General features: G+C 50.4%; 26 protein-coding genes. 7 read left to right on the top strand and 19 right to left on the bottom strand.

The window, feature by feature from the left end:
* Positions 1–22: 22 nt before the first annotated feature.
* The 10 genes from soxX to HG1285_RS16275 form a co-directional block, all read right to left on the bottom strand.
* On the bottom strand, positions 23–601 hold the full coding sequence (gene soxX, locus HG1285_RS16230; RefSeq protein ID WP_008285948.1) for a sulfur oxidation c-type cytochrome SoxX: 579 nt from the start codon (positions 599–601) through the stop codon (positions 23–25).
* A 15-nt stretch (positions 602–616) separates the two neighbouring features.
* Positions 617–1444: a sulfur oxidation c-type cytochrome SoxA gene (gene soxA, locus HG1285_RS16235; RefSeq protein ID WP_008285947.1), complete on the bottom strand. Its 828-nt coding sequence runs from the start codon at positions 1442–1444 to the stop codon at positions 617–619.
* Positions 1445–1459: 15 nt separating this feature from the next.
* Positions 1460–1792 (bottom strand): thiosulfate oxidation carrier complex protein SoxZ, encoded by a 333-nt coding sequence (gene soxZ, locus HG1285_RS16240; protein ID WP_008285946.1) that lies wholly within the window; start codon positions 1790–1792, stop codon positions 1460–1462.
* Between the two features lie 31 nt (positions 1793–1823).
* A complete protein-coding gene (soxY, locus tag HG1285_RS16245; protein ID WP_008285945.1) occupies positions 1824–2285 on the bottom strand; it encodes a thiosulfate oxidation carrier protein SoxY in 462 nt (153 codons plus the stop codon).
* Between the two features lie 2 nt (positions 2286–2287).
* Positions 2288–2704: a thioredoxin fold domain-containing protein gene (locus tag HG1285_RS16250; protein ID WP_008285944.1), complete on the bottom strand. Its 417-nt coding sequence runs from the start codon at positions 2702–2704 to the stop codon at positions 2288–2290.
* Positions 2705–2807: 103 nt separating this feature from the next.
* Complete coding sequence (argC, locus tag HG1285_RS16255; RefSeq protein ID WP_008285943.1) at positions 2808–3827, bottom strand: N-acetyl-gamma-glutamyl-phosphate reductase; 1020 nt, start codon at positions 3825–3827, stop codon at positions 2808–2810.
* Positions 3812–4252, bottom strand: a complete 441-nt coding sequence (rpsI, locus tag HG1285_RS16260; protein WP_008285941.1) for a 30S ribosomal protein S9 — start codon at positions 4250–4252, stop codon at positions 3812–3814. Before rpsI ends, argC begins: the two co-directional genes overlap by 16 nt.
* On the bottom strand, positions 4249–4683 hold the full coding sequence (gene rplM / locus HG1285_RS16265; protein WP_008285940.1) for a 50S ribosomal protein L13: 435 nt from the start codon (positions 4681–4683) through the stop codon (positions 4249–4251). Before rplM ends, rpsI begins: the two co-directional genes overlap by 4 nt.
* Before the next feature lie 31 nt (positions 4684–4714).
* Positions 4715–5704, bottom strand: coding sequence for a M23 family metallopeptidase (locus HG1285_RS16270; RefSeq protein ID WP_008285939.1), 990 nt, complete (start codon positions 5702–5704; stop codon positions 4715–4717).
* Positions 5670–5939, bottom strand: coding sequence for an acylphosphatase (locus tag HG1285_RS16275; protein WP_032496256.1), 270 nt, complete (start codon positions 5937–5939; stop codon positions 5670–5672). Before HG1285_RS16275 ends, HG1285_RS16270 begins: the two co-directional genes overlap by 35 nt.
* Before the next feature lie 36 nt (positions 5940–5975).
* Here HG1285_RS16275 and HG1285_RS16280 point away from each other — a divergent pair, with 36 nt between their 5' ends.
* Both HG1285_RS16280 and HG1285_RS16285 read left to right on the top strand, forming a co-directional pair.
* On the top strand, positions 5976–6389 hold the full coding sequence (locus tag HG1285_RS16280) for a hypothetical protein (RefSeq protein WP_008285937.1): 414 nt from the start codon (positions 5976–5978) through the stop codon (positions 6387–6389).
* Positions 6389–6568, top strand: a complete 180-nt coding sequence (locus HG1285_RS16285; protein ID WP_008285936.1) for a Trm112 family protein — start codon at positions 6389–6391, stop codon at positions 6566–6568. Before HG1285_RS16280 ends, HG1285_RS16285 begins: the two co-directional genes overlap by 1 nt.
* On the opposite strand, the gene HG1285_RS16290 is transcribed toward HG1285_RS16285, so the two are convergent.
* The 6 genes from HG1285_RS16290 to HG1285_RS16315 form a co-directional block, all read right to left on the bottom strand.
* Positions 6504–7205, bottom strand: coding sequence for an HAD family hydrolase (locus HG1285_RS16290; RefSeq protein WP_008285935.1), 702 nt, complete (start codon positions 7203–7205; stop codon positions 6504–6506). The two genes, HG1285_RS16285 and HG1285_RS16290, sit on opposite strands and share 65 nt — an antisense overlap.
* A 2-nt stretch (positions 7206–7207) precedes the next feature.
* Positions 7208–8122, bottom strand: a complete 915-nt coding sequence (locus HG1285_RS16295; RefSeq protein ID WP_008285934.1) for a LysR family transcriptional regulator — start codon at positions 8120–8122, stop codon at positions 7208–7210.
* Between the two features lie 88 nt (positions 8123–8210).
* A complete protein-coding gene (locus tag HG1285_RS16300; protein ID WP_008285933.1) occupies positions 8211–8867 on the bottom strand; it encodes a 7-carboxy-7-deazaguanine synthase QueE in 657 nt (218 codons plus the stop codon).
* Positions 8831–11194, bottom strand: coding sequence for a translation initiation factor IF-2 (gene infB, locus HG1285_RS16305; protein ID WP_008285932.1), 2364 nt, complete (start codon positions 11192–11194; stop codon positions 8831–8833). Before infB ends, HG1285_RS16300 begins: the two co-directional genes overlap by 37 nt.
* A gap of 113 nt (positions 11195–11307) precedes the next feature.
* Complete coding sequence (locus HG1285_RS16310) at positions 11308–11511, bottom strand: DUF2283 domain-containing protein (RefSeq protein WP_008285930.1); 204 nt, start codon at positions 11509–11511, stop codon at positions 11308–11310.
* Complete coding sequence (locus HG1285_RS16315; RefSeq protein ID WP_008285929.1) at positions 11511–11765, bottom strand: hypothetical protein; 255 nt, start codon at positions 11763–11765, stop codon at positions 11511–11513. Before HG1285_RS16315 ends, HG1285_RS16310 begins: the two co-directional genes overlap by 1 nt.
* Between HG1285_RS16315 and HG1285_RS16320 the strand changes: the two genes are divergently transcribed.
* Positions 11743–12789 carry a gluconokinase gene (locus HG1285_RS16320; protein ID WP_232219434.1) on the top strand — a complete coding sequence of 349 codons (1047 nt, stop codon included), beginning with the start codon at positions 11743–11745 and terminating at the stop codon, positions 12787–12789. The two genes, HG1285_RS16315 and HG1285_RS16320, sit on opposite strands and share 23 nt — an antisense overlap.
* Here the strand turns inward: HG1285_RS16320 and rpsU are convergent.
* A complete protein-coding gene (rpsU, locus tag HG1285_RS16325; RefSeq protein ID WP_008285927.1) occupies positions 12782–12985 on the bottom strand; it encodes a 30S ribosomal protein S21 in 204 nt (67 codons plus the stop codon). The two genes, HG1285_RS16320 and rpsU, sit on opposite strands and share 8 nt — an antisense overlap.
* A gap of 50 nt (positions 12986–13035) precedes the next feature.
* Between rpsU and HG1285_RS16330 the strand changes: the two genes are divergently transcribed.
* From HG1285_RS16330 to HG1285_RS16340, 4 genes are all read left to right on the top strand, one after another.
* Positions 13036–13794 (top strand): SAM-dependent chlorinase/fluorinase, encoded by a 759-nt coding sequence (locus HG1285_RS16330; protein ID WP_008285926.1) that lies wholly within the window; start codon positions 13036–13038, stop codon positions 13792–13794.
* Positions 13782–14105, top strand: coding sequence for a hypothetical protein (locus HG1285_RS19365; protein ID WP_157560412.1), 324 nt, complete (start codon positions 13782–13784; stop codon positions 14103–14105). Before HG1285_RS16330 ends, HG1285_RS19365 begins: the two co-directional genes overlap by 13 nt.
* 21 nt (positions 14106–14126) lie before the next feature.
* Positions 14127–15839, top strand: a complete 1713-nt coding sequence (locus HG1285_RS16335) for a proline--tRNA ligase (protein WP_008285925.1) — start codon at positions 14127–14129, stop codon at positions 15837–15839.
* 142 nt (positions 15840–15981) lie between these two features.
* On the top strand, positions 15982–16845 hold the full coding sequence (locus HG1285_RS16340; RefSeq protein WP_008285923.1) for an NAD(P)-dependent oxidoreductase: 864 nt from the start codon (positions 15982–15984) through the stop codon (positions 16843–16845).
* Here HG1285_RS16340 and HG1285_RS16345 read toward each other — a convergent pair.
* The gene (locus tag HG1285_RS16345) at positions 16835–17350 is read right to left on the bottom strand and encodes a Uma2 family endonuclease (protein WP_008285922.1); all 516 of its coding nucleotides are present in this window, start codon (positions 17348–17350) and stop codon (positions 16835–16837) included. The genes HG1285_RS16340 and HG1285_RS16345 overlap by 11 nt on opposite strands.
* Positions 17350–19065: an RNA polymerase sigma factor RpoD gene (gene rpoD, locus HG1285_RS16350; RefSeq protein ID WP_008285921.1), complete on the bottom strand. Its 1716-nt coding sequence runs from the start codon at positions 19063–19065 to the stop codon at positions 17350–17352. Before rpoD ends, HG1285_RS16345 begins: the two co-directional genes overlap by 1 nt.
* Positions 19066–19083 lie beyond the last annotated feature (18 nt).

The raw sequence follows: 19083 nt of genomic DNA, 5'->3' as shown, positions 1-19083 counted from the left end.
CCTGAGGTCCCCCTACGGAACGTTACTTGTTGAGTGGAGAGTTGGGGTCATGCATATAGGCAACTATGTCGGCTATCTCTTCGGGCTTCAGGACTCCGTGGTATCCAAGTCTGGGCATTACGGAACAGGGGTTTACAGCCCATGCGTTGTATATCCTTATGTAGGTATCCTTGGGGTCTATGCCCCTCTTGGCGTAACCCCTGAGAGAAGGACCTATGTTTCCACAGGCGAGTATCTTGGGGTCTCCGCAGTGGCAGGCGTAGCAGTTACCCCTTCTGCTCTTTCCGCCCTTCTTGGGGTCTCCGAACAGCTTCTCACCCCTGGCTATGTTCTTTCCTACGACGCCGCCCTCGGGAAACTTAACGGTAGCGAGCATGTCCTTCTTGAAGGTCTCTATGTCTATACCCTCGGGAACGAGCTGAACGGGGTTGGAACATGCCTTCTGGTACTTGTCCTGATTGGACAGAGCTATCTTAAACTTCTCAGCCTTGCTGAGCTTTTTCTTCTCAGCCTTGGGTGCCTCAGCCTGCTGAGCCGCCGGCTGACAGGCTACCAGTAGACCAAGTCCTGCAACAGCACCAGCTAAAAATATCTTCTTCATCTTTCGCCCCTCCTTTTACCTTAAGAGTCCAGGAACCTCAACCGTAGCTCCGTTGGCTGCCTTCTTCATGTACAGCTCAAGGGCTATCACCCACTTGGAGAAGGGTGGCGGCTTCTTCACCCAGTCCTTCTTCTGGTTCCACTGCTTCACGTACAGGAAGTAAGCCTTGTAACAGCTTCTCGTCCTGTCTTCCATGGTCCACATCCTGTCAGAGCCGAACCTGTATGCGGGCCAGTGGGCGTAGACCTTCTGTTTGACCGGGTCTGGTAGTCCCTGAAGCCTTATTCTCTTTCCGGCGAGGACTGTGTGGCATATTCCGCAGGAGAAGTCCCTTGCTCCTACCCTCTGGAACCAGAGCTTCTCCCCGAGTTTGTACATCTCCTTCTCTTGGGGATCATCAAGCTGGACGTTTATCTCCATGCCGTTGCTCAGAGAAGCCACGAATGAGGCGAGAGGCACCCTGTAAGGACCGCTCCACTTCTTGAACTTCTTCATGAACTTCTTGTCCTTCTTGTCGTAACCCATGTACTTGGTCATACAGGCGAGTATTCTCAGGTCAACGTCAGCAACCTTGCCTATGTCCTTGTAGTATCTGGGCATCTTTGTGTACGCACCCTCAAGCTTTACCCCATCCTGTCCGTGGCAGGTTGCGCAGGACTTTCCGTTGGGTCCGGGCTTATGGAACATCTCCCTTCCTTCGTCAACGTAGGCATCTCCGGGGTGCATACCGAGCTCTTTCAGCTCCTTCAGGTGTGTGGGGAGTTGCTCCTGAGCTACCGCCGCAGTTCCCAGAACTGCCCCTCCAGCCAGCACGGCTGAAATAAAAAGTGCCTTTTTCTTCATACCAACCCCTCCTTGTTAGGCAACGTTAATTTTGACGGTCTTTTCCCACTTGCCTCCTTTGTTGTCTTCGTACTTTATGGCAAGCGTGCCGGACTCGGTCGCCTTCATCTTTATAGCGAAGTAAGGGTTTTTACTTACACCGGGTCCCGTGTTCAGGGTGGTTACCTTCTTTCCGTTGAAGGAGAACTCAACCTTGGTTATGTAGTGGGCGGGTATAATCTTCCCGGTCTTCTTGTCCTTCCTGAGACCGGTCTCCATAGGGTGTGTTATGACCATCTGAACCTTAAAAACCTGACCCTTGCTTATCTTCCTGGGTACTCTTACTATAGCTCTTCCTAATCTTGCCATCTTCTACCTCCCTTAAAGTTTTCTGGATTTATTAACCGCAACCACCGACGGTGACCTTAACTTCCTTAGCAGCAGCCAGGAGACTGCCATCCTTCATCTTAATAACAGCCCTTACGGGGGAAGTCTTTGCGAGCTTTATCCTGGTGGCGAAGAACACCTCGCCGTTCATAGGCGTGAGCTCCACCGTTGCCACCCACGGATTGAAGTTGGCGTCCGCAAATATGTAGAGAGCTTCAACCTGGTCAATAGGTATGTTGGCTGAAACCTGAACGGGAACGTTAGCCCCGGACTCAGCTATGGTGGGCGCCTTGATGTTGATGAGGTTGCTCTCCTTGAGACCGGAGAGTCCCGTGCCCAAGTGCTCCTTCAGGGAATCGTCAATGGAGATCTTCTTCGGCTTAGCCCCGAAGGACTCCCTGACCATGCCGGGAGCTGCAACTACTGCCACCGCTCCCACTCCTGCGACCTTGAACAGGTCCCTTCTTGTAATCATTTCTAACACCTCCTTAGGTTGGTTTTCTTACAAGCTTTGATTAGCAAGTTCAGGAAATCTTCCCTCTCCCTACTTCCGAATATTCTGAGGACTATTCTATCACTCCTCGGGTCGTAAACCACGAAGTAGGGAGTTCCAAAGACGTTGAACTTTCTATCAAGCTCAACGGAGTCCTCTATGTTCAGACTCACAACCACGAAACGCTCCTTTATGTAGCTGTCAACCTCGGGGTCTCCGAGGACGAACTCTTCCATGTGAAGACAGTAAGGGCAGTGGTCTCCGTAGAAGTACAGGAGCACCTCCTTGCCCTGGGATTTAGCAAGTCTAACTCCCTCAGCGAAGTCAGTGACCCAGCCTGAAACCTGAGAATAAGAAAATGCAGATATTCCAATAATCACAAGTATTAGACGCCTGAGCATGGCAGTAAATAATTTAGAGGAAAGGAGTTCGTAAAATTATTAATTGTTACTTATGAATAGATAACCACATCTAATTTAAAATAATTCGCATATAAAAAATATCTTATGGAAAGAGGGGCGCTACCGGGATAGAGAGGTCCTCATCCCAACCCAGCATAAGGTTCATGTTCTGGACAGCCTGGAGGGAAGCACCCTTCCCGAGGTTATCTATGGCGGATATAACAATCGCCGTGGACGTTCTCTCATCGTAGTGGGTGTATAGTAGGCAGTTGTTCGTTCCGAGAACCCACTTGGTCATCGGCGGAGTATCCAGCAGGGTGACGAACCTTTCTCCGTAATATGTGTCCTCAAATAGAGCCTTTACATCCCTGAACTCTGTTTTTATATACAGGGTTGACAGCATACCCCGTGAAGCTGGAACTACCGTTGGTGTGAACCTGATTTTTATAGACCTGCCGCAGAGTCTCTCAATAGCGTCTTCCATCTCCGGAGTGTGCCTGTGTTTTGTGACCGAGTAGGCGAAGAAGTTCTCCTCCATCTCAGGGTAGTGAAAGTGCTGTCTCACCTTCCTACCGGCACCCGACACACCCGATAGAGAGTGGACGACCAAGTCCGAGACCTCTACGCCCTCTTTCAGGAAGGGATACAGGGCGAGTAGGACGGAGGTTGGGTAGCATCCAGGGTTTGCTACGAGTTCACTCTCTCTTATGCTGTCCCTGAAGAGCTCCGGAAGCCCGTAAGCGGACTTCTTCAAAAGCTCTGCGTGGTCGTGCTCAAAGCCGTAGAACTCAACGTAAGCTTCTTTATTCCTTATCCTGTAAGCTCCGGACAGGTCTATGACCTTTTTGCCGGCGTCTATTAACCGGGGAACGAGCTCCATAGAAGCTTCGTGGGGGAGGCACAGAAAGGCGAGATCAAAGTCTTCGTAGGGTTCTTTTGAGAGGGCTATATCACCCATAAGGGGACTAAGGTGGGGTAGAACCTCAGATACTTTCTTCCCGGCGGTTGAGTGGGATACGAGGTCTGTTATGCGGACGTGGGGGTGTTTAGAGAGAACCCTTACGAGTTCAGAGGCTGTATAACCCGTAGCTCCGTATATACAGACCCTTAACGTTTGCTCCACCTGTACTTAGCCCTTGCACCCATCTGTGCGTACTTCTTCCTTTCCTTCTCCCTGGCGTCTCTTGTAAGGAGCTTGGCTTTCTTGAGGGAATTTCTCAGGTCTGGATTGTGGGCAAGAAGAGCTTTGGCTACGCCGTACATTATGGCTTCCGCCTGTCCTGATATGCCCCCGCCTTTAACGGTGGCGTATATTCCGAACTTACCTTCGGTTCCTGTAACCTTGAAGGGGAATATGACCTTCTGGAAGAGGGTCTCCCTCTGAACGTAATCCTTGAGGTCGTATTCCTTGCCGGTCTCATCAACCCTGACCACGAGTCTATCTGGCTGGTCTTTAAGTATCCACACCCTCGCTATTGACTCCTTCCTTCTGCCTGTCCCGTAGTGAGAGTTCTCAGGAGTTATCTTGAAGTCCTTAAGCTTACTCATCCTTTAACCTCCAGTGGTTCGGGTTTCTGGGATATGTGCGGATGTTCTGGACCTCTGTAAACCTTCAGCTTCTTCAGCATCCTGTGCCCAAGCCTGTTCTTGGGTAGCATCCTCTTGACCGCAAGGGTTATGACCTCTTCGGGCTTGTTTGCGAGCATCCACCCGAGGGTTCTTTCCTTTAGACCTCCCGGATAGTTGGAGTGTCTGTAGTATTTCTTTTGGCTCAGCTTGTTTCCTGTAACCCTTACCTTTTCGGCGTTCACGACTATCACGAAGTCTCCGCAGTCAACGTCCGGCTGGTAGTAGGGTTTGTGCTTTCCCCTGAGTACCTTGGCTATCTCTGTGGCGAGCCTGCCGAGAACCTTCCCCTCGGCGTCTATCACGTACCACTTCTTCTCTACCTCGTTGGGCTTAACTCTGTATGTCCTCATCTCTCTCTCCTTTCAGGAAACCACTATTTTATTACTTTTTACCTATATATTCAAGTGGGTTTAGGACGGAGCCGTCCTTTGACCTTATCTCAAAGTGGAGCGCACACTTACCGGAGCCCGGCTTGAGACCGACCTTTCCTATAACCTCTCCCCTGCTTACCTTGTCACCTCTGTCAACGAGGTTCTGCATGTTGTAGGCGTATATAGATAGGTATCCTGGGTGTTCCACTATAACCATGTTTCCGTAAGTTGTGAGGTCGTCCCCGCTGTAGATCACTCTGCCGGTGTCCACAGCCCTGACCTTATCCCCGCAGGAGGCGTATATGTCCACACCACGGGAGCCCTTCTCAACCTTCCCATCAACCGGCAGGAAGGCGAGGTTTATCTTTGGCTTATCCACGTATCTCCTCTCAAAGGCTCTCTTCGGCACGGGCACCTTTATAAGCTGACCTACACGGATGATGTCGCTTCTCATGCGGTTGGCTCTCTTTATATCTTTCCAGCTCACGCCGAACTTCTTTGCGATCTTCTGGAGGCTGTCTCCTCTCCTAACCCTGTACTTTATATAGACCACCTCGCCTCTTCTGTAAGTTCTCCTGACCCTCTTCCTGGCTACACCCTTCTTGGGAATCTTTAGCTTCTGCCCCACCACTATTACATTACTTCTGAGCCTGTTGAACCTCTTTATCTCCCTCCAGCTCACGCCGAACCTCTTTGCTATCTTCTGGAGGCTGTCTCCCGGTCTAACTCTGTAAACTACATAACTCTTCTTGACGCTCTTCTTTCTCTTCACAACCCTCTTCTTATAGGGTATGCATATCCTCTGCCCGACCCTGAGATACTTCTTCTTCCTAAGCTTTGGGTTTGCCCTGAGTATGTCCTTTATATAGAGGTTGTACCGGTCTGCCACCTTCCACAGACTGTCTCCGGGTCTGACCTTATGGTATAGTCTGCACTTGGCTGCGTTGGCTTCCCCAACGGCAAGGCTAATAGCGAACACTAAAACCAAGAAGAGGCTCATCAGGTTCCTCCTTAATTATCTCCAGCTTATCAACCCGCGACAGCCTTGGACCCCTCCACACATCTTTAACGAAGCTACATAAAACTTCTTCGTCCCCTTCAACGAGGATTTCAACCCTTCCATCGGGAAGGTTCCTAACCCAGCCTGATAGTCCGTAACTCTCCGCAACCCTCTGGGTATAGGCTCTAAAACCAACACCCTGAACGAGACCCGACACAAAAATGCGAAAACGCATGTCCCTTATAATATTACCAAAGGGAGGTTTATGCTAATGGAGAACACCGTTACCTTTCTCCTGAATCCGCTAAAGGGAAACAAGGTATGGGCTGTGATGACCTACGATGGTGAGCTCATGTACGACGTAATGTCCGTTAAGAGGGCTGAGTTCTGTATGGCTGAGGGGGAACAGTTCTGGATGAACCCCTTCGGTGGAACTTTCCAGTGGGACACGAAGGTATCCCAGCCCTATGAGGCTGAGTTCGTCCTATTCAAGAGGGAGGCTCAGCAATACATGTGCGTCTTTGACCTTGAGATAGCAGACCTCCAGTACATAGACTACGCCCCCACCACCGGGGAGCTGGTTTTTGACGAGGCTGAGCTCTCAAGAAAGCTCGGCGGCAAGGAGCTCGGGGAGTTCAAGAGGTTTATGGGAGAATTGTGGGACTATATAAAGGAGATATCCTGATGTTAGACAGGAAATTGCTTGAGATCCTCGCCTGTCCTGTGTGCAAAGGTGATCTCCTTTACGAGGAGGAGAAGGACATACTCGTATGTGAGAGGTGCGGTGTTTACTACGAGGTCAAGGAAGGGATACCCGTTCTCCTTCCCGATTCAGGGAAGCCTCTTGTAAAAGAAAGTCCCTGAGCTCCTCCTCGCTGTCCGTTGAGAAGTCCGCGGGTATATCCATCTCGGTAACCTTCTTAAAGTGGGCGAACTTCATGGGGTTTCCGTACATCTTTCTGTAAAAGTGAACCATCTCCATGTCCGCTCTGTTGTCTCCAATGTAAACGCCCTCGTTGGCTCCGAGCATCTCCATACACAGGTGAAGGGGGAAAGGGTGGGGCTTCCTGAGGTTCTTATCCAGAACGTCGTCCTCGTCTACGGTGACCTCAAAGATATCCTTGAGGTTGAACCTCTCAAGCACGAACTCAAGGTCTCCCTTTGGTCTACCCGTAACTATGCCTAAGGGAACCCCGCTCTCCTTCACGCTCTCAAAGAATTCCCTTGATAGGAGCTGTTTCTCCTTGTGCTTGAGCCTCTCGTATATCTCGGTGAACTTCTCAACGAGAACTTCGTAATCTGCAGAGCCTCCGAACTCCTTTATAACCTCGTATGTAGCGTCCCAGTCGTTGTTTATAGCCTTTGAGAACTTTATCTCCTTGACAGCCGAGAGCGATACCTCCATGCCGAGGAAGTACTCTGCTGTTTCTTTTATGGCGTAGTGGTAACTCTCCCTTACGTCCACTATGACGCCGTCAACATCAAATACGAAGGCTTTCATCCTTAAACACGCTCCGGGACGCTCTCCTGGGTTTTGGAGAGGATGAACTTGACGAAGTTGCTCGCGAGGAAGGTAACGTTGGAGGTCTTGGGATATATTATGTTGAATCGCCTCTTTACCCTGAAACCCTTTATCTTGACGGGGACTATAGCGCCCCTCTCTATCTCCCTTATTATGAGACCCTTTGAGAGGAAAGAGGAGCCGTAGCCGCTCTTGACGATGTGCATTATCGTCCTGCTGTTGTTAGCCTCTATCTTTATGTTCAGCCTCTCAAAGACGATGCCGAGCTTTTCAAGGGTCTCCCTTACTATCTTACGGGTTCCGGAGTTCATCTCCCTCATCACGAGGTCAACGTGGTAGAGCTCCTCCGGCTCTATCTCGCCTGCGTCCGCTATAGGGTTCTCCGGGTAGGTGAAGAAAACTATCTCGTCCTCAAGCCACGGAACGCTGACGAACTTGTTTGAAGGCTCGCGTTCAATTATACCGAGGTTCAGAACGCCCGAGAGTAACCCCTCCTCAACGTCGTGGGAGTTCCCCGTGAACACCTTTACCGTAGCGCTGGGAAATTCCCTGTGGAAGTCCGCTATGAGCGACGGGATTATGAACTCGCTCAGGGTCGCGCTCACACCAAGGAATAGGCTGTCCTTGAGGTCTTTCTTTATTTTTGCTATCTCTTCCATGAGACCTTCGTAGCTTCCTAAGAGTATCTTTGCTATCTCGTATATCCGTTTTCCCTCTTCGGTGAGGCACATCTTCCCTCCCTGACGCTGGAAGAGCTTCGCCCCTATGGTCTTCTCAAGGGCTTTTATCTGCTGGGTCACCGCCGGCTGGGTTATGTATAGGATTTCGGAAGCCTTGGAGAAACTCCCGAGGTCTGCTACTGTGACAAAGGTTTTAAGCTTAGATATATCAATCATATCAAACTTTAATTATAGTATAAGAGCCTCTTATTGCAAGTATAAAGACCGTAAATACTTGTGCTTACAGAAACCCTTCCGGGAGAATTCATGGTAATCCGAGAAGCTTGTGAACCTGAGGTATTACGCGGACTTTGAACCCCTTTAGGGATAGCTCTCTCTGGATATCCAGGGCTTTTCTCAGGAAGGATACCTTGTTGCCCTCGGGCTGTAAAACGACCTTCTCCGCGAGTAAGAGCCCTCTGAACTCTTCTCTAAGGACAACATCACTTGAGAACTCCTCGTCTACCACGAACTTCAGTTCGTTCGTATGCTTGATAACCCTCGGGTTTACGAAGAAGTTGGCTGCCGCCTTGGGAGAGCAAGTTATGTGAACCTGTTCAGCCATGCTGTCAAGCCCTTCATTCCATAAAGTTCCATTCGTCTCTATCTGAAGAGAGAAGCCCTCCTCTATGAGCGCACGTACGAGCACGTGAAGGTTCTGGTGGGCAAAGGGTTCACCCCCGGTTATTACCACGTGTCTCGCCGGGAACTCCTGAACCTTCTGGAGTATTCCCTCCACGGGAATGGTAGTGTTAGAGAAGCTCAGGGCTTCTGGCTGGTCGCACCAGGGGCATCTGAGGTTGCAGCCCTGCAGGCGGATGAATATGGAGGGAGTCCCCACGAGGAGACCCTCTCCCTGTATGCTCTCGTATATTTCATTAACGCTTAAAGCGTTGGCTGTTCTAACTTTATCTCGTAGCATTCTATTACGTCTCCGACCTTGACGTCGTTGAAGTCTTTGAGCTTTATTCCGCACTCGTACCCGCGGGCTACCTCCTGGACGTCCTCTTTGAACCTCTTCAGGTTCTCTATCTGTCCGTCGTAAACGACAACGCCCTGCCTTACGAGCCTTGCCTTTGCACCTCTAACTATCTTGCCCTCAAGCACGTAACATCCGGCAACGGTTCCCACCTTCTTAACCTTGAAGGTAGCTCTGACCTCAGCTGAACCGAGAACTTCCTCCCTCTCTATCGGTGTGAGCATACCCTGGAGGGCTTTCTTCACGTCGTCTATGACCTGGTAAATTATTCCGTACATCCTGGCATCAACCTTCTCCTTCTCTATGAGTTCCCTCGCCTTGGGGTCGGGTCTCGTGTTAAAGCCTATGATTATTGCGCCGGAAGCCTTGGCGAGCATAACGTCGTTCTCCGTTATTCCCCCCACCGCCCCGTGGATTATCCTCACGGATACCTCTTCGGTGGAGAGCTCTTCAAGGGATTTCTTCAATGCCTCAAGGGAGCCCATCGTGTCCGCCTTGATTATGACCCTGAGCTCCTTTATCTCGCCCGCCTCTATCTTTTTGTATATCTCTTCAAGCTTGACGCCCTGAGCGAGCTTTTCCTCTTTCTCCCTCTTCTCCCTGAACTTCTCGGCAATGTCCCTCGCCTTCTTCTCGCTCTCCACAACCACGAGAGTGTCACCGGCTTCGGGAAGGTCTTCAAATCCGAGAACTTCAACGGGTGTAGAGGGTGGAGCCTCCTTAACCTGTCTTCCCTTGTCATCAAACATAGCCCTGACCCTTCCGTGGGTTATGCCCGCGACGAATATGTCTCCAACGCGAAGCGTTCCTTCCTGAACTATCACCGTGGCTGTGGGTCCCTTCTTCCTGTCCAGCTTGGTCTCTATGATCACTCCCTTAGCTCTCTTGTTGGGGTTTGCCTTGAGCTCAAGTATGTCCGCTACAAGACCTATCATCTCAAGGAGCTGATCAACGTTCTGTCCCGTCTTTGCGGACACGTCCACGAAGACCGTATCGCCTCCCCAGTCCTCGGGTATGAGCCCGTGTTCTGAGAGCTCCCTCCTGACCCTCATGGGGTCAGCACCGGGCTTGTCTATTTTGTTCACCGCTACTATGATGGGAACCTCAAAGGCTTTGGCGTGGTTTATAGCCTCTATCGTCTGGGGCATGACACCGTCGTCCGCCGCTACCACAAGGACAGCTATGTCCGTTATCTGGGCGCCCCTTGCCCTCAGGGTTGTGAAGGCTTCGTGTCCGGGAGTGTCTAAGAAGGTTATCACCCTTCCGTCGGGGAGCTTTACCTGAGAAGCTCCTATGTGCTGGGTTATGCCTCCTTTCTCTCTCTCCGCCACGTTCGTCTTCCTTATCGTGTCCAGAAGTGTCGTCTTTCCGTGGTCAACGTGTCCCATGACCACCACTATCGGAGGTCTGGGCTTAAGGTCTTCGGGTTTGTCGGGTATATCCTCTATGAGGACTTCCTCCTCCTCTTCCTTCTTCGCCTCCGCGAGGAAGCCGTAGCTCTCGGCTATCTCAACCGCAACCTCTGTAGGGACAGCTTGATTTATAGTTGCGAGTATCCCCTTCTTGAGGAGCGCCTCCATAACCTTGTTGGCAGGAACGCCGAGCATATCCGCCAGTTCCCTGACCGTTATGCCTTCGTATATCTCAATTATCTTTATCTCCTCTTCCTTCTTCTCCTTCTGCTTCCTTTCTTCTTTCTTCTTCTCACGCTCCATCTGTTGCTGGAGCTTCTTTAGGATCTGTTCCTCCTCCTTGGAGAGCTTCTCTTTCTTTTTCTCCTCAACCTGTTGGGGCTTCTTCTCTGCCTTCTTCTCCTCAATGGGTTTTGGGGGCTCTTTGGGCTTCTCCTCAGCCTTGGTAGGCTTCTTGAACTCTCTTACAGGTCTTCTCTTTTCAGGTCTTGGCTTTCTTTCTGGCTTGGGAGGTCTGAGCTCCTCCTTTGGTTTCTCCTCTTTTACCTCCTTGCCGAGGACTTCCGCCACAACCTCCTCTATGGGTTTCTCTTCAACCTTTATCTCTTCCTCTTCTTGCTCCTGCCCTTTGGAAACCTCAACTCCCTTTTCCTCTTCCTCCACCGCGACAGCGGTCTCTTTCTTCTCGGGCTCGCCGTACTCCTGGTAGATCATCTCAAGCTTTTCGTCGTCAAGGATATGAAAGTTAGACCACTTCTTTCCGTCGTCTCTCGGAGCCCACTCCTCAAGGAAGTTTATGAGCTCCTTTGGTTTTAATCCAAGCTCCTTAGCGACATCCTGAACACGCTTCTTTTCCAATACTTCAAACCTCCTAAAAGATATATTATAGGCTTGAGACCCTTAAATGCCACAGCCCTCGTATAATATCCTTCATGGTAGAGGGCTTGCCAGGGAACCTGAAGAAGGTTCCTTTATGCTGAAGTAAGTTTTATGGGTATGTCTACAGGTTTGTCTCTGAACCTCTCTGTGAAATGCTCTATTTCTATTCCGACGATCCTCCCCCGGGTATCATAATCTACCACTATGTCCTCCATAATTTCCTCGGACTCCACGCTCGTAGCGTTAATTAACTCTATGTAAAGCGTATCTGTGTCCGGAAAGTACTGAACTTTCATTAAGTTACCTCCTTATTAAAATTTCGGTCAAAAAAGGCATTGTGCACAGTCTCCCCATCGGGCAAGAAAACAACTCTCAAATACTTATCTGCCTCTTCTATGTATATCCACCGGCGTATTCTTCCATCCTTTTGCACTTCTTCTTTGGCAACCCCCTCTTTTCTTCTCGCCATATTTATCCATTCAGGTCTAAGATACCTGCGTTTAGCAATCACTTTGGCGGTGAAGTAGTTGGTAGCTTTACCCCAGCTCATTATTGCTGGTTGTATTATAAACTTTAGGTTCTACAGCCCTCGTATAATATCCTCCATGGTGGAGGAGCTTGCAAAGGAGCTGGGAGGGGAGCTTGTCCAGACCCATACCTCCTGGGTGATACTCCTAAAAGACGTAGTCTATAAGATAAAGAAGCCCGTGAACTTTGGTTTTCTTGACTACTCCACCCTTGAAAAGAGAAGGGATAACTGCGAGAAGGAGGTGGTTCTCAACCGTAGGCTCTGTCCCTGGGTTTACATGGGTGTCGTTCCCATAAGCGAGCGTGACGGAAGGTGGGTGATAGAGGATGGCACGAGGGTAGTTGAGTATGCGGTGAAGATGAGGAGGATCCCCGACGGTAGGATACTCTCCAACAGGCTGGACGATGTTTCCAAAGATGAGATCAGAAGGGTGGCGGACAGGGTAGCACGGTTTCACCTCTCTGCGGACAGGGTGGACGAGTTCGGAAAGCCAGAAGTTATGAAGTTCAACACCGACGAAAACTTCCAGCAGACCGAGGAGTTCGTGGGGATAACCATAACGAGAGAGGACTACGAGTTTATAAGGGATAGGACAAACAGGTTCTACGAAGTTTACGAGGGGCTCTTCTACAAGAGGATGAAGGAGGGTAGGATAAGGGACGGGCATGGAGACATAAGACTTGAACACGTCGCATTCCTTGAAGAAGGAGTATGTATCTTTGACTGCATAGAGTTTAACGACAGGTTCAGGTACGGGGACGTCCTAAACGACATGTGCTTCCTTTCCATGGAGCTTGACTTCTTTGGGAGAGAAGGCCTCTCAAGGGTCTATGAGGAGGAGTATCTGAGGATAACGGAAGACCCGGAGTTTGATGTGTTCCTTCACTTCTTCAAGTGCTACAGGGCTTACGTTAGGGGCAAGGTGACGAGCTTCTTACTGAGAGACCCCCACGTGCCCGAAGAGGAAAAGGAGAGAGCTAAGGAAAAGGCGAGCAGGCTCTTCAGGCTCGCCAGAAGGTATGCAGAAAGCATTAAGCTCACATGAGCTGTTGCTGTTTCTTGAGGGCTTTGAGTATCCTCTTCCTTCTCGCCCTCTCGCGCTTCTTCTTGCGCTCACTGGGCTTCTCGTAGTACTCCCTTCTCTTTACCTCGGTGAGTATCTGTTCCTGGTCAACTATACGCTTGAACCTCCTGAGAACCTTCTCGGGTGGCTCTCCATCGTGAACTATTACAACCGCCAACTACATCACCTCCTTTAAATGGGACAAAAATTTTAACATATTCCTAAGATATGGCAATAGCTTTGCTCACGGACTTCGGCACGCAGGACGGTTTCGTGGGGGCTATGAAGGGTGTGATACTTTCCATAAACCCCGGCGTTCAGATAGTTGACATATCCCACGAGGTTCAGCCCTTCAACGTCCTTGAGGGTGCCCTGCTCCTGAAGGCACACTACAGATACTTTCCCACTGGAACGGTTTTTGTGGCGGTGGTTGACCCCGGCGTTGGCTCCGAGAGGAAGCCCATAGCTCTCAGGGCAGGTGATCACTTCTTCGTGGGACCGGACAACGGGATATTTGACCTCATCGTCAAGGATTTTGAAAGACCGCCTTCGGCAGTGGTTCTGGAGAACAGAGAGCTCCAGCTCCCGAGGGTGAACGACACCTTTCACGGTAGGGACATCTTTGCTCCTTCGGCGGGCTACCTTAGCAGGGGAGTCCCTTTAGAAGAGTTCGGAAGGAAGGTTGAGTACGTGCATAGGTTGAACTTCCCCGAAGTTGTTAAGGAAGGGAATAAGCTAAAGGGTCGGATAGTCCACTTTGACAGGTTCGGGAACGCGGTGACGAATGTCCCCTGTGGTAACTATTCCCACGGAGAGTTCAGGGGGGAGAAGCTGAAGGTGGTTCCCTTCTTCCAGGCGGGTGAGAGGGAGAGGCTAAACCTCGTCTGCGGGAGCTTTGGCTTCATGGAGCTCTTTATCCCGATGGGGAACGCACGAGAGGAGTTTGGACTTGAGCTGGGTGAGGAGGTTGTTTTGTGGAAAGGCTGAGGGCAGTTCTTAATGTATTTCACATAACTATATGCACTATAGTAACTGCATACCTTCATTATTTTATCCCAGTGGTGATTCCCGACAAATTCCCCCGCCTTATATATCCCATCCACGATCTTTATTATGATTTGGCGCCTCTATCAACTATATTTACATCAATTGTTTTCTCTTACCTTTACATGAGACTGGTAAGGGCTCCTTCGCCCTTTAAGAAGGCAATAATTTCCGTTATCACAGGTACGGTTCTCTTCTGGACATCGTGTATTGGGATATTATGCGCAATAGCCCCAGCCTTACGCAATATGTGAAAACTTTTAAAATATTCACCTATGAGGTGGAGCAGATACTTTCTATACACACTTAAAGAAGACCCCGCAGAGGCTGAGGCACCTTCCCACAGACTTCTGCTAAAGGCGGGCTTCATAAAGCAGGTCTCCGCAGGCATATACGAGATACTCCCCGCAGGCTGGAGGGTGATAAGGAAGATAGAGAGCATAGTCAGGAAGGAGATGGACAGGTCGGGAGCTCAGGAGCTACTGCTCACGGTTCTCAACCCCGCAGAGCTATGGAAGGAAACGGGCAGGTGGGACACCTACGGAAACGAGCTATTCAGACTAAAGGACAGGAGCGGTAGGGAGTACTGCTTGGGACCAACCCACGAGGAGGAGATAACGGACTTGGTTAGGAAGGTAGTCCACTCCTACAGGCAACTGCCTGTCACCCTTTATCAGATACAGGTCAAGTTCAGAGACGAGAAGAGACCCAGATTCGGGCTCATAAGAGGCAGGGAGTTCATAATGAAGGACGCCTACTCCTTTGATGCGGACGAGTTCTCCGCCACCATGTCCTACGAGAACATGAAGTTCGCCTACGATAGGGTCTTTAAGAAGCTCAGGCTTGAGGTGATAATGGCTCAGGCGAGCACGGGACAGATAGGTGGTAAGCAGTCCCACGAGTTCATAGCCTTCACCGACTACGGAGAGGCAAAGGTGGGATACTGCGAGAGCTGTGGATACGCCGCAAATGCGGAAATAATCCCCCTCTCAAAACCCCCGGAGCAGGAGGAGGAAGAGAAACCCCTTGAGAAAGTCCACACCCCGGGCGTAAAGACCATAGAGGAACTGGCAAGCTTCCTGAAGGTCTCCCCCTCAAAAATACTCAAGGCTGTCCTATACATGGTGAAGGGCAAAGAACCCGTTCTGGTGCTCATAAGAGGAGACAAGGAGATAGACGAGAACAAATTGGAGATGGTCTTGGGAACGGAGGATTTCAGACTCGCCGGAGACGAGGAGGTTAAAGACATATTGGGAACTGAGAAGGGCTTTATAGGTGTGTTCAACCTGCCCGAAGGTGTTAAAGTCCTCTGGGACAACTCCCTTTACGGAGTCAAGAACATGGTGGTTGCCCTCAACGAACCCGATTACCACTACATAAACGCAAACCCCGGCAGGGACTACCAGTACGGAGAGTTTGTGGACGTGGCTGAGGTGGTGGAGGGTGACCCCTGTCCCCAGTGCGGTTCTCCCCTCAAGGTAAAGAGAGGCTTGGAGCTCGGGCATATCTTCCTGCTGGGAACGAGGTACTCTGAACCCATGAAGGCGTACTTCACCGACCCGGAGGGTAACGAGAAACCCATAATAATGGGCTGTTACGGGATAGGCATATCAAGGATAATGTCCGCCATAGTAGAGCAGTACCACGACGACAAGGGTATAAAGTGGCCTACCCCCGTGGCACCCTTTGAGCTGGAGATAATATGCCTGAACATGTCCGACTCACAGATGACAGAGGTGGCTGAAAAGCTATACTTGGAGGCTGAGGAGAAGGGAATAGAGGTCATATATGACGACCGGGAGGAGAGCGCAGGCTTTAAGTTCGCGGACGCGGATCTTGTGGGCTTCCCATACCGCATAGTGGTGGGAAGGAAGGTAAAGGAAGGTAAAGTAGAACTCCAGAAGAGGGCGACAGGAGAGAAGTTGGACGTTCCCGTGGAAGAGGTGATAGACAGGGTCAAGGAGATGATAGCGGAGGACAAGAAGTGAGCTTAGGAATGTTATCCTATCGGAGAGAGGCGGTGATGAGTGATAGGTTAATGGACTGGATTCCCTACTTAGTCAGCGGTGCGGTTGCCATTGTGTTGCTATACCTCGCCCTTTTCACAAAACCCGAGAAAGGAACAGCGAGATGAAGGTAGGCTTTATAGGTCTCGGACACCTCGGCAGGGCGATAGCCAAGAGGCTAACTGAACAGGGTATTCAGCTTATAGTATGGAACAGAACCAGAGAGAAGGCTGAAGAGTTCGCCAAGGAAACGGGATCGGAGGTAGCAAAGAGCCCGGCGGATCTAATCGGCAGGGTTGATAGGGTCTTCGTGATAGTCTTTGACTCTCAGGCGAGTGAGAGGGTTATATTCGGAAGAGAAGGACTCACCTCCGGCGATATAAAGGGAAAGACCATAATAGACATGACCACCAACCACTTCTCCTACGCAGAGTTAGCCTATAAGGAGCTTGGCAAACTCGGTGCCCATTATCTTGACGCACCCGTCTTGGGTAGCGTGATACCTGCCCAAAAGGGAGAATTAACCGTAGTGGTGGGCGGAGACGAGGAGAAGTTTGAGGAAAACAAACCCCTCTTTGAGAAGTTCTGTAAGAACATCTTCTACGTGGGCAATTCTGGAAACGCCACGAAGGTCAAGCTCATAAACAACATAGTCCTCGGCGGCATAATGGACGTCCTTGCGGAGGCTATAGCCATAGGCGAGAGTGCCGGGATCGGCAAGGAACAGATCATAGATATACTGAACACGGGAGCGGGTAAATCCTACATACTTGACGTTAAGAAAAAGAAGCTCCTTGAGGAGGATTTCTCAACCCACTTCTCGGTGGACTTGATATACAAAGACCTCCATTATGCCCAAGACCTGATAAAAGAGTTGGGACTCTTCTCCTTCACCGCCTCCGCCGTGAAGGAAACCTACGGGCTTGCAAGGAAGATGGGTCTGGGCGGGCTGGACTTCTCGGTAATTTATAAGCTCTTCAAGGAATGATACTCTCACTCAAGAACAGCTTACATTTACCCGCCAGCGTTATCTTCAGATCTCTATCCGCCACATACCTCCCCTCAAGGAGTCGGTATAGCTTCATCCTCTTAGTTTCGGGATAAACGAGAAGGTAATAAGGGACCCCTTCCCTCTCGTATAACTCAAACTTTACCCTCTCGTCCATCTTCTCGGTGCTCTCGGACACCACCTCAACTATAAGCTCAGGAGTTATATAGACTTTGCCTTTCACCTCCCCGCACAGAACCATCATGTCCGGCCTAACTACCGTGTCTTCAGATACGTACCAATCGGTTTCGTAAACCACGGAACACTCCGGACAGCGGTCAAGAGCCTCGCTTATATGCCTGAAAATTTTTCCTGCGACAAGCTGGTGTTCGTACGAGGGTGAGGCTAGGGCGAAAGGGACACCCTCTATCAGCTCCCAGTCTCCCTGCCAGTTTTCGTAATCATGGATCGTGTAGTGGGGTAAAAACCTTTCCGCAAGTCCCATCAGAGTTCAAAGTCCTTCAGGTACTTAGCCCTTGAAGGGTGCCTGAGCTTCCTTATCGCCTTTGACTCTATCTGCCTTATCCTCTCCCTCGTTACGTTGAACATCTTGCCTACCTGCTCAAGGGTGTATTCAGTTCCGTCAACGAGACCGTAGCGGTATCTCAGTATCTCTCTTTCTTTGTCCGATAGGGTTTCAAGGACTCTCTCCAGTTGCTCTCTCAAGAGCTTCCTTGACACGTACTCCTCAGGATTGGGGACGGACTTGTCCTCTATGAAGTCCTTCAGGAAGGTGTCCTCGTCGTCTCCTATGGGGGTCTCAAGGGATATGGGCTCCTGAGCAGACCTGAGAACCTTCCTGACCTTGTCCGGAGTCATGCCCAGGTGCTTGGCTATCTCCTCGGGGGTGGGTTCCCTTCCGAGCTCCTGGAAGAGCCTCTTGGACGCCTTTATTATCCTGTTTATCGTCTCTATCATGTGGACGGGTATCCTTATGGTTCTTGCCTGATCGGCTATCGCCCTCGTTATAGCCTGCCTTATCCACCATGTTGCGTAGGTGGAGAACTTGTAACCCTTTCTGTAATCGTACTTGTCCACTGCCTTCATAAGTCCTATGTTCCCCTCCTGTATGAGGTCAAGGAAGTGAAGTCCCCTGTTCACGTACTTCTTCGCTATGGAGACGACGAGCCTGAGGTTTGACTGGATCATGACCTGCTTAGCCTTGACCACCTTCTTTCTGCCCTGCTCTATGATACCCATTACCCTCTTTATCTCTTCGGGTATAACGCCTATCTCGTTCCTCAGCTTCTCAACCTCACGTTTTAGGGACACGTACTCGCTCACGAGGGAGTTGAACCTGTCAAAGGAGTATCCTGCGCTCTTGACCTTCTCCTGGAGCTCCCTGTCTCCGAGGTAGTTGTTTATGAGTTCGTCTATGTCTGGGTGTATAGCCTGGAGCTTCCTCTTCCTGGACTCGTAATCCCTGTTCTTTCTCACGTACCTCTGGTAGAGCTTGAGGATCTCGTCCGCCACCCTTTCAAACTTGGAGTACTTTATCCTCATCTGGTGGACTATCCTGTTCATCTGGGCGTGCTTGTACAGGTATTCTCTCTTGGCTTCGGGAGTGCCTTCCTTTATGTACCTCTCCCTCGCCTCCAAGAGCTCTTTGTAAGCTCTGGCGAGCTCAAGACCCTTCTCCATGAAGAACTTTTCGTGCTTCTCGCAGTTCTCCTCGTAGCAATCGCTGTTGGGGTCTTCCTCTATCAAGTCCATTATGTCGCCTATCTTGAGTTTGCCGTTACAGAGCTTGCCCCAGTCTTGAAGGAGCTTCTCAACGAGGAACGAACTCCTGAGGAGACCTCTCCTCATTATCTTCCTTCCGATCTCTATCTGTTTGGCGTAGTGGATCTCCTGCTGACGTGTCAGGAGGGGTATCTTACCCATCTCTTTGAGGTAAAGCTTGACAGGGTCGCCGTCTCTTCCCATGACGGTGAAGGACTCGGTGGACACCACGAGCTCATCAAGGCTGTCTTTCTCCTCGTAGTCCTCTTCACTCTCTACAACCTGAATGTTGAAGTTCGCAAGGGTGTCTATCAGCTCTTCAAAGCTGTCGGAGGAAACGAAGTCCTCTTCAAGCACCTCGTTCACCTCGTCGTAAGTTACGAACCCCTTCTCCTTGCCGATTTCAACCAGGTGCCTAAGACTTTCCCTGTCTATCATTCTTTACCTCCTGCACAA

It is taken from the genome of Hydrogenivirga sp. 128-5-R1-1 (assembly GCF_000171895.1).
Note: the sequence above shows the minus strand (reverse complement) of the source record. Positions and strands in the feature narration are given on the sequence as shown.